We start from the raw sequence: 10,587 nt of genomic DNA, 5'->3' as shown, positions 1-10,587 counted from the left end.
CACGCTATCTGGCTGAAGTCCTTGCTGGGCAGGCACTTTCATGATTTTGCCGTGGTCGTTGTGACGTTGAAAAGGTATCTTGCACATGCTGCGCAGGCGAACCTCTACGAAAGTGGAGCTATTGAAGAAATCTCGACGCATAAGGCGAAAAGTGGAACCCGGCTGTTTGGTAATGTCATTTTATCCCTGATGAATGCAGGAAAGTCTCTGCTCTTACATACAAGGAAGCTGCTGGACTTCTGGGCAGATAATGCGAAACGTGAACACGCTGCACGAGACGGTTGTTCAGGGCGTACAAGATTGGGTCTTTGTGTTGTGGGTGGGGCTTAATGTCTACCCTAAGTGATATTTCTTACAGGAAAAAATATATAATATGAAGATTGCTATAGCAGGTACGGGATATGTTGGTCTTTCTAATGCGATTCTTTTAGCTCAATATAATGAAGTTGTAGCTTTGGATATACTTCAGCATAAAGTAAGGATGATTAATGATGGAGTTAGCCCTGTGGAAGACTCAGAAATTCAGAGTTTTCTGAGAAATGAAAGTCTTAACCTGCGAGCTACATGTAGTAAAAAGGAAGCATTTCAAAACTCAGATTTTGTAGTTATTGCAACTCCAACAGATTACGATAGTGAAACAGACCAGTTTAATACCAGTTCTGTTGAATCTGTCATTAAAGATGTTATGCTGATCAATCCGAGTGCAGTTATAGTTATTAAATCTACAGTGCCTGTAGGTTATACAAAGCGTATCAAAAAACAGCTTGGCTTTAATAATATCATCTTTTCACCAGAGTTTTTGAGAGAAGGAAAAGCACTTCATGATAATCTATATCCAGCACGTATAATAGTTGGCGAGCAATCTGAGCGAGCAGAACGTTTTGCTTATTTGCTTAAGCAAGGAGCAATAAAAGATAAAATTGATGTTCTTTTGACTAATTCTACTGAAGCTGAAGCAATAAAATTATTCTCAAATACTTATTTGGCAATGCGAGTTGCATACTTTAATGAGCTGGATACATACTGTGAAAGTCATGGCTTAGATACTAGACAGATAATAGATGGGGTTGGTTTAGATCCTCGAATAGGGAGCCATTACAATAATCCTAGTTTTGGCTATGGCGGCTACTGTCTGCCTAAAGATACAAAACAACTAAAAGCAAATTTTGATGTTATTCCTAATAATATTATCAAAGCCATTGTAGATGCAAACAAAACACGAAAAGAGTTTATTGCTGACTCTATAATAAGCCGTAATCCTAAAGTAGTTGGTGTCTATCGTTTAGTCATGAAATATGGCTCAGATAATTTTCGAAGTTCTGCTATCCAAGGCGTTATGAAGTGTATCAAGTCAAAAGGGATAGAAGTTATAGTCTATGAACCTACAATAGATGATGTCGAGTTCTCTCATTATAAAGTGATAAAAAACTTAAATGAATTTAAGAATAATAGCGATTTGATTATTACAAATAGAAAGGCTAAAGAGCTTGAGGATGTAATCGAGAAGGTATACACGAGAGATATATTTGGTAGTGACTAGGTTAAAAATTATTTTAGCCATACGTGAAATTAAAAAGAAATGGGTTCTGATGCTCACGCAGTCTTAAGAATATGCTCTAGAAAAAATGTAAAGATGCTTATTTATAGTGCTTATATATACATGTCTGATAAATAATTGGGGCGTACGTGAAAAGCGAAGTGTCTATTATAATTCCTACATCAAATCGTCTATATGCGATTAAGAAAACTATTGATTCATATATACAGCAAGATGGTGTACTCGAAATAATATACGTTGATGATGGTGGAACGGAGGGGTTAAAGGGTTTTTTGAATGAGAAAAATAAACTTCAGAAAAAAAACATATTACGATATATTAAAAAAGAAAATAAAAAAGGTGCTGCAGCTGCAAGAAATACTGGTATTGAAATAGCAGTAGGTAAATATGTCTTATTCGGTGAGGACGATGCATACCTTGATAAGGATTATATAAAGATCTGTCTTGATTTATTAAAGCGAACTAAAAGAGAGGATGTAATTGTTTCAGGGCAAATAGTTATGATGAAGCCCGCAGAAGATCTAGAGGCGAGCAAAAAGAAGTATTTTCAACAGGGAAAAACTTACAATGAAAAAGATTTAATTGATCTTTCAACCTTAACTATTGAATTTGGAAAAAAAATTTCAAATGATACTGTTTTTATTCCCTTTACCCATGCTTTATTTTTATCAAAACGAAGTTATTTAAGTAAATATATGTTTGATGAATATTATTTTCCAGGTAATGGCTATCGAGAAGAAACAGACTTTCAAATGAATTCATATGTCAACGGAGGCTTGTGCTTAATGACTGAAAGTGCACTTTGTTTCCATATGGCACGAACTGATGTAAGAACTGGTGGGCAGAGACAAAATAGACTAAAACAATATTGTTATTGTGTTAAATATAACTCCTACTTTTATAACAAGTATTATGAAAGATTCTCACAGAGATATGGTTTAAATTGGGGCTTGAAAGTTGCAAAGTTGTTGTTTGTTATTAATATGTTTCTAAAAATGTTTTTTTTACCGCTGATCAGAGTTGTTTTAAGATGAGGTGCTTAATAGTAACTCCATATAAAAAACAATATGGAGGTGTAGAGTCAGTAAATAAACTGATTGATAGAATATTAAGAGCCCGAGGGTGGGAGATTGAATACATAACTATTGAGGGGGAAGTTTCTTCTATATTAAAATATTTGGCTTTTTTTATGGGGCTGCCATTGATTACAGCAAGTAGACATAAGAAGAGTTTGGGCAGTTATGATATTGTAATTTGTAATGGCGAGTTTGGGTTCGGGATTGAACATGCCAATGTCTACAATATCCATCACGGCTCCTATTATGGTTATGGTAAATGCCTTATAGGAAGGCGTAGCTTAAAGCAATTCCTGATACATTTGCGGGGTAGTGTGCTTCAGAAATTTTCTGCAAAAGACAAGATTAATATTGCTGTATCAGACTACGTACAAATGTGGCTTGCAAAACAAAATATAGTCGTCGATGCACTACTACCAAACGCTGTAGAACTTCCTAAGTTGATTAACGATTTTGAAGAAAGAAATGGAAAGGGGCTTTTTGTCACATCTGATAATTATTATGCAAAGGGAATGGATGTCATTAACGAGCTCGTTTCTGAATACGGTCATTCGATAGATTATGTTTGCCCGCACTACGTCAGTGATCTGAAAGCAACTTATCTTGGGTTTATAGATAAAAGTGAAATGCAAGCTTTATACTCGCAATATAGTTATGTTATTTTACCATCTCGATTTGAAGGTATGAGTATGTCTCTTTTGGAAGCAATGGCAAATGGGACTCCAGTTGTAACGTCATTTGTTGGTAATGGAGAACAGCTTTACTCTATTGAGCCTTCATTAGCTGTATTCGGTTATTCTGCCAATGATTACAGTTCAAATATTAATAAAATATTAAATGATTGGAAAAGAATAAGTGGGCTGTGTCGAGATTTTGTTCAAACCCACCATTCTTATGAAATATATACTGAAAACTTTGAAAAAATATTTTTAGGAAATAAATCTGAAAATGTTTGTGGCTAAGTGGAATAATAATGTTATTGAAAGCTTGCAGGTTGATGGCATTAATATAGTGTTACCTTGGGGTGTTGAATTTGCTGATTCAAACTCATTTTATTCTTTAGAAAAAGGATATGGTCAAAGATATGAAGAACAAATAATAAAAAAATATAGTACTGCATCCAGATTTATTACAAAAAGAATTATAAAACTAAGTGAAGGGAAGTTTAAATTAAAAACAAATGATACAGCTGTTCATAGTTCAATATACAGAGAGCTTAGGCTAGAGCTACTAACTGATTCCTATTTAATGGATTTTGTTACCAGATACAGATTTAAAAAAGAAGTGGTTGGTTGTTTTGAAATTGGTGGGGAAGTCATACACCATACCGATAGTAACATATACTATCAGCATGAAGTAAGAAGTGTAACTGGTCATTTAGTTAACGGTAAGAAAATTGTTATTGAGATAGACGAAGTTACAGTTCCAGAAGGGATGAAGTGTGTGATGTATGTGAGAGACCAGGTAGGTGAGTGGGTTGTACATTGCCGCTTCATTCCAACAGGGCTGGCAAAAAACTCAAAAGATGTGATAAAAGTTTGTACAGATTGGGCAGGTACTAGACCATTGCCTGACAAACTTACAAAATACCTTTTGAGTAGTGAAGCTATAAAAAGATATCTTTGGTATAAGGCAGAGTTTAGGCCCTATAAATATAAACTGATAAAGTATTTGATTAATCTTAGTGCTTATTCAATGATTAAAATTCCTTGTGGAACGATATTGGATATGAAAACAAGGTTTTTTTTAGAATGAGAAAAAGAATTTCGGGATTAATAATTTTATCAGTCATTGAAAAGTTTTTTTTGGTATCTTCTCAGTTTCTAATTATCTATCTTATAAATAAAAGTTTAGGCGTTATGGCTTATGGTTTAGTCTCAGCGGTAGCCAGTACTTTTGTATTCTTTAATGTATTTAATGTGGCAGTAGAGAATATCTTATTAAGAAGAAGAGTTTCTAATATTGAAGTAATCGAGAAGGTTAATGACTATTTGTCTTTCTCTATAATAAAAGTAATTGCTCTTGGTTTATATTTATTTGTCTGCTATTTATTATTCTTTTTGAATTCTGATAAGTCAATTATTTTTGCGCTTCTTTCATTCTTCTTTATACAGACTTCTGATATATATAATTCAACAAGTTGTGTTTATAACGTATCTATATCGAAGCAATCTTCTGTAACCACAATGTCTGTGTATCGCTGCATATTTAACATAATACTCACAGTTCCAATACTATACTTCGATTCGCTGGCATACTTGGCGATGAAGGATTTTCTTGTCTTAGTTTTTTACACCTTTCTCTGGAGAGCATTCAATCCATTATTTAGAATAAAAGCTGGTACAGTGACTAAACTATTATTCAGTAATGAGTTCTATCAGCGTATTAAAAGTGACTTGAGAACATTTTCATTGTGGTCACATCTAAATGGCGTAGTTACATTTTTTATATATAAGGCGGATGTCTTTTTTTTGTCCATTTTTTCTACATCGACTATAGTTGGAAAATACTCAGTAGCTCTCGCTGTTGCAAATTTGTCAAACATCTTGCCGATGATTTTAAATCAACAGAATGTAGTAGTCTTATCAAATTGCAAATCTAAATCAGAGAGAAAAAAGGCAGAAGCATTCTTTAAGTCGATATATCTTGGTGTATCTCTGTTGATATTGGGTTTATTCTCATTGTTTGGAAGCTTTATTATTTCTATTCTAGTTAATGGTGAAGTAGAAAACCTGTATGTTGTATGCTTTTCTATAGTCATTTCTTTAGTTATTATGAAAATTATTCCTGGACTTATACTTTCTAGAATAACTGTAGAACATAGTTTAAGAGATATGTTTATTTCAGTAGCATTACCATCAGCTATTTTTTCGTTTTTTGTATATTTGATAGTTTCATATATATGGGGCTATTTATATTTGGCATTTTCCAATATTGCAGTGGCTATATGTTGGACATCATTACTTCTACTTCACTATAAAAAAATTTCACGGGCTTAGATAATTGTGTCAAGAAATATGCTGAGTATGCTAACAGCTAGCATACTAGATGATATTCAGTCAAAGACGTATAATGGTGATTATGATGCATTGAGATGGTACTATGGGTATTCATTTTTATTATTTACAATAACTAACCAAAAAAATTCTAATAAATATGACTATCTCAAAGAATATATTTTTACAAAAATAGACGATACCGATATATCTAATGCAAGCTTTCATTGGGAATTTAATAAGTACGCGTTATCATTTATCAACGATGATATTGTAAAAAAGCCATGTCTTAAAAAAATAAGAGAGTCTGAAAAATATAATGACTCGAAAGCTACTAACTGGATTCTTTTAAATACTGTATGTAAATTAAGGCGTGGGGAAATTAAGAAGTTACCATTGAAACTATTCGCTTATTTGAAATTTAGGCAAGATAGAGATGGTTTTATTTGGGATGCAAGGAAAGTTCGATCATCTCAATATCATGCATTTTCTTCATTTTTACTTTACGAAATATACAAAATCACAGGTTCAAAGAATATTGAAAGAAGATTTTTTAAGTCAGTTAGAATTACTGCACTATTGACTTTGAATTCAGGAGAATTTAATTATCTAGGTAGAGGGCAGTTCCAAACATTTGGCTATGGTCCTGCTTTTTACAGTTTATATGCTGCATACAAGGAAACAGGAGATGAGGAGTATAAGCGAGCTGCAAATTTGATTTTGTCAGTCATATCCTCAAATATTGAAAACGATCATATTCCTCTTGTTTTAAATGAGTGTTCAAGGTTCACAACCAGTAATTATGAATTTGATTCATTGAATCATATTGGTTGGTATCCTTATAATAATTTTATTGATTACTCATTCTTTTTGTTGTATTTTCTGGATAGAGCTAAGGATGAGTTAGGAGATGTCAGTCTAAACAATATATCTAGAGAGCATATATTGAGAGAGCATTATTTAAAAAGCTCAGGTTTAAGAATTGTAGAAAAAACAAACTATTCAGCTGTATTTGGTAGTGTCAAAGGTTTTATAACTAATGGCTTGCCAATTCCATATTTAGAGTCGAGGGGCCGACGATGTACACCTGTTTTAGGTGGTGAGCAGTTTACAAAGTCACTTTACAAATCAAATATGATTTCTCTTCCTTTAGATAGAAAAAAAAAACCTCCATCTAATAGTTTCTTCTTCAATAGTAATAGTTTGATACTTTATTCATGGGCAGGTTTAGATATCTATCGGTATAAAATAACTAACTCTTGTATTAGTATTTTGATTTCATCTCTTAGATTATTTAAGCCGAGCTATCATATTAGTCTATTTGGGAAAGTAGTTATTAATAATGGTGTAACCAAGGTTGAATATGAAAATATGGTTGTCTATTTATATGCTGACATTTTAAGTATAAATCGTGGGTACTCTGCCTCTGGTGTTTTTAATGTGATTCAATTGACCTCTAAAAAAACACCTATTAAAATTGACTTTAAATTTTTTAAAAAATGATGAGTGTAAGTGTTATAATCCCTACATATAATAGGGTTGATCTTCTCGAAAAATTATTGATTTCGATTGTAAATCAATCACATGCTGTCAATGAAGTGCTAATTGTAAATGATAATTCAACTTGCCCCTATGAGTATGAAATAACTGTTTCTAAATACAGAGAACTGCTGAATATTAAATATATATATTTAAATGTTTCTAAAGGAGCGCAGTATTGTAGAAATTTGGGATTGAATATCGCTACTACTGATTGGGTCTGCTTTGTGGATGATGATGATTACTGGGGTAGAGATAAAATCAAAAATCAACTTAAAATTGCAAATAAAAATAAAAAGGCTGGTTTGATTTATTCTTGGGCTTATATCGTAAATGAAAGTGAAGAAAAAATTGGTGAATATCGATATGTTGTTGGTAAAAATTCAAGAAAAGAAATTCTTGATTCTTGTTTTATACCGTCTCCCACTGTTATGGTAAAAAGAGAAGACTTAATTGCATTAGGTGGCTTTGATGAAGGGCTAGTATCATGTCAAGACTGGGATACTTGGATTCGTCTTATATTTAGTGGGGTGGAGGTCTATGTTAGTCAGAGCTATGATGCATATTATTTAAAACATTCTCGATCATCTATTGGTACTTCATCTAAAGCTTTACATGGCTATTCAAGGGTTTATAAAAAGAACTTACTTAAGTTCTGTCACAATTATAAGTTTTTGCTTTCTGTGATAAAATTCTTTGTTAAGCACCCTAAACTATTAATATCTTAAAGCCATGAAATTTAGATTATTTTTATTATTATTTTTAGGATTGTTTTGCTCAGTAGCTATCTTATTTAATGATTACTCAAAATTTCCGATTGATGTGATTTTATTTTCACTTATCGTTTTATTATACTTGCTGGAATTTCTGTTCCGTTTAAATGGACAGAAATTAACAGTTGTTGACTTGTTTTTAATCTTTCTATCTTTATACATAGTATTTGGGTTTTATCTTTATTCGATTCCATTCATTAGTTTTAATCTCTCGGAACTAATTAGTGTTAATTTTGGTGAAAACGAAAAAGTTATCAAATTAATAAAGATGGTCTATCTTTTTATTATTTTGGTGAACTATGTTTTTTTAAGGGCCGAAGCTAAACCATTTGCTTCTTTATCATATTTTGATGATGGTTCTAAGTACTGGGATCTTACTGCATTCATATTGTTGTGTGCTTCTTTATTTTATTGTATTTGGCTATATAATATCACGGCTGGTACATATATTCATTTTTCAAAATTAGATGGATCATATTTTAACAGACTTGGCTGGTTAATTGTCTTAACCAGCTCGGCGATAACATTGTTTCAAATTAAAAATAAACCTCTAAAAAGTTTTTTCTTCTATCTCTTGTCAGTACTGTTGATTTCAATTCTAATATTATTGTCAATTAGAATTTATGCTGCCGCTATTCTATTCGGTATGCTATTGAACATGCAAATAAGAGGAGTAGTGCTGAGAGTTAAGCATCTAGTAATCATTTTATTTGTATTTTTATTGATTGTTAGCCGCTCAGTATTTAGATTTCAAAACTTTGATTTAACTAATATGCCTCTTTTTTTAATCACCGTTCTAGGTGAGTTTATTATCCCGAATGTTTCTAATTATTATTTTTTCTCAAATGATGTTGGATATAATCAGCCGTTCTCTTTTCTGGATATTTTTTCTCAATCTTTACCCTCAGGTTATCGATTAGAACCTTTTTTGTATGAATTTAGAGATCAATATATAGCACTAGGAAGTCATCCTTGGATAATTGGTGGTATTTCATTTGTTGGGCAGTTATATTTCTACTTTGGTCTATTTTCCATAATAATATATGCTGCATTTCTAGTTTTCTTGACAAAGTTAAGAGCAAATATTTTGTTTGGAAAGTTTTCAATTTTTTTGTGTGTACTTCCACCATTAGCAATGGTTCTACCGAGAATGGAGCTTTGGACTCTAAGGGCATGTTTGATAAATTTGATCTTTTTTGCTTTGATTAGAGTCATAGTTCCGAGAAAGACGGTTACTTTCAAGGAAGATGTCACCTCAACTTGCACAGCTAAATCTTAATGCTACTGATTCTCTGATTGTTTATGGTTAAGCCATACCTCTAACGGTAACTGCCACTTTCTGGTTTCGCGTCATCCTTAACATAACCGCAGACAAAAAAATCATGAAAGCCTCTAAAGCCGCGATCAATACCTCTAAAACATAAAGTTTATGATAATTTTTGATTCTATTATTAAAAGATTACAAGCAAGTGGGGGAATATCTGTATATTTCGAAAACTTGTTGGATGGTTGTGAAATAAACAAAGTAGAGTATGCAGTTTTACCAAAAAGTAACGAGTGTAATCGGCCCTTAGAAAGGTATAGGGATTGCCTAGTGAATGAGCTGGGTGGTGTGTTTCACTCTAGTTATTATAGATTGCCGAGTGCTAGTAGTTTGAAAGTTGTAACTACTGTACATGATTTTACTTATGAGAAGTTCAGGAATGGTCCTGCTAAATGGGTTCACAGTTGGCAAAAAAACAGAGCAATTCAGAATAGTGATCTGATTATTTGTGTTTCTCAGAATACGGCAAATGATCTGATGAAAATATGTCCTGTTGACCATGAGCGTATACGAGTCATTTACAATGGGGTGTCTGATGCTTATAAGCCACTTTATTTTGAAACTAAAACTAATGACTCTGTACTTTTTATCGGTGCTCGTGTTGGTTATAAGAACTTTGATATCGCAGTTAAAGCTGTTTCTAAGGTTGATGATTTAAAACTGCGTATTGTTGGTGGCGGTGTACTTTCATTTAAAGAGCAAAAACTTTTAGAAGAACAGCTTCCGGGTCGTTTTACTTGGCTTGGTAGATTAAGTGATGAAGCTTTAAATAAAGAGTATAATTCTGCTTTTGCTTTGCTTTACCCTTCGAGTTATGAAGGCTTTGGCATTCCTATTGTTGAGGCTATGAAAGCTGGCTGCCCTGTTATTGCAGTGAATGTTTCTTCAATACCAGAAGTGGCTGGTGATGCTGCAGTTTTAGTAGACCATCCTAAAGTAGATACTCTGCGAATTGCACTTATAGAAGTACTTAACCATAGGAATCAATTGAAAATTGCTGGTTACAAGCAAGCAAAAATGTTTTCTTGGGATCGTTGTTTTCAAGAAACTTTATCAGTGTATAATGAATTAATGTGAAATATTTATAGGATTAATGAAATATCTAAATCTGTTTTGATGTTGTGGGTTAATCTAAATTTCAATTACTAATGCTGTTTATAAAAAATTGACACATATTATATCTATAACAAAAAATAACTAATCAATTTTAAAATGTTGTAGGTATAGTTACTGTTGATGAAGTATCAAATGATAATTATTAAAAGTATCGGTAACTTTCAAGGTAGATGTCGCCTCAACTTATGCAGCTAAATCACAATGC

Annotated in this window: 10 protein-coding genes; all 10 read left to right on the top strand. The window is 32.5% G+C overall.

Annotated elements, in window-relative coordinates:
* The coding region (locus tag KDK18_RS12215; RefSeq protein WP_257255199.1) for a hypothetical protein at positions 1-330 on the top strand (330 nt) is incomplete at its 5' end.
* Positions 331-373: 43 nt separating this feature from the next.
* Positions 374-1,540, top strand: coding sequence for a nucleotide sugar dehydrogenase (locus tag KDK18_RS12210; protein ID WP_257255198.1), 1,167 nt, complete (start codon positions 374-376; stop codon positions 1,538-1,540).
* A gap of 146 nt (positions 1,541-1,686) precedes the next feature.
* Positions 1,687-2,592: a glycosyltransferase gene (locus KDK18_RS12205; RefSeq protein WP_257255197.1), complete on the top strand. Its 906-nt coding sequence runs from the start codon at positions 1,687-1,689 to the stop codon at positions 2,590-2,592.
* On the top strand, positions 2,589-3,596 hold the full coding sequence (locus KDK18_RS12200; RefSeq protein WP_257255196.1) for a glycosyltransferase family 4 protein: 1,008 nt from the start codon (positions 2,589-2,591) through the stop codon (positions 3,594-3,596). Before KDK18_RS12205 ends, KDK18_RS12200 begins: the two co-directional genes overlap by 4 nt.
* A complete protein-coding gene (locus KDK18_RS12195) occupies positions 3,589-4,389 on the top strand; it encodes a hypothetical protein (protein WP_257255195.1) in 801 nt (266 codons plus the stop codon). Before KDK18_RS12200 ends, KDK18_RS12195 begins: the two co-directional genes overlap by 8 nt.
* Positions 4,386-5,633: a hypothetical protein gene (locus KDK18_RS12190; RefSeq protein ID WP_257255194.1), complete on the top strand. Its 1,248-nt coding sequence runs from the start codon at positions 4,386-4,388 to the stop codon at positions 5,631-5,633. Before KDK18_RS12195 ends, KDK18_RS12190 begins: the two co-directional genes overlap by 4 nt.
* A gap of 18 nt (positions 5,634-5,651) precedes the next feature.
* Positions 5,652-7,133: a hypothetical protein gene (locus tag KDK18_RS12185; RefSeq protein ID WP_257255193.1), complete on the top strand. Its 1,482-nt coding sequence runs from the start codon at positions 5,652-5,654 to the stop codon at positions 7,131-7,133.
* Complete coding sequence (locus KDK18_RS12180) at positions 7,130-7,897, top strand: glycosyltransferase family A protein (RefSeq protein WP_257274912.1); 768 nt, start codon at positions 7,130-7,132, stop codon at positions 7,895-7,897. Before KDK18_RS12185 ends, KDK18_RS12180 begins: the two co-directional genes overlap by 4 nt.
* A 4-nt stretch (positions 7,898-7,901) precedes the next feature.
* Positions 7,902-9,221, top strand: a complete 1,320-nt coding sequence (locus tag KDK18_RS12175) for a hypothetical protein (protein WP_257255192.1) — start codon at positions 7,902-7,904, stop codon at positions 9,219-9,221.
* Between the two features lie 315 nt (positions 9,222-9,536).
* Positions 9,537-10,343: a glycosyltransferase family 1 protein gene (locus KDK18_RS12170; RefSeq protein WP_257255191.1), complete on the top strand. Its 807-nt coding sequence runs from the start codon at positions 9,537-9,539 to the stop codon at positions 10,341-10,343.
* Positions 10,344-10,587: the final 244 nt, after the last annotated feature.

The sequence above is a fragment of the Endozoicomonas sp. SESOKO3 genome (genome assembly GCF_024606255.1).
The sequence above is the reverse complement of the archived record's forward strand: the minus strand, read 5'-3'. Positions and strand labels throughout refer to the sequence as shown.

Coding starts and splice junctions, on each gene's coding strand:
- KDK18_RS12210 (WP_257255198.1), top strand. CDS start 374: ATGAAGATTGCTATAGCAGGTACGGGATATGTTGGTCTTTCTAATGCG.
- KDK18_RS12200 (WP_257255196.1), top strand. CDS start 2,589: ATGAGGTGCTTAATAGTAACTCCATATAAAAAACAATATGGAGGTGTA.
- KDK18_RS12190 (WP_257255194.1), top strand. CDS start 4,386: ATGAGAAAAAGAATTTCGGGATTAATAATTTTATCAGTCATTGAAAAG.
- KDK18_RS12185 (WP_257255193.1), top strand. CDS start 5,652: ATGCTGAGTATGCTAACAGCTAGCATACTAGATGATATTCAGTCAAAG.
- KDK18_RS12180 (WP_257274912.1), top strand. CDS start 7,130: ATGATGAGTGTAAGTGTTATAATCCCTACATATAATAGGGTTGATCTT.
- KDK18_RS12175 (WP_257255192.1), top strand. CDS start 7,902: ATGAAATTTAGATTATTTTTATTATTATTTTTAGGATTGTTTTGCTCA.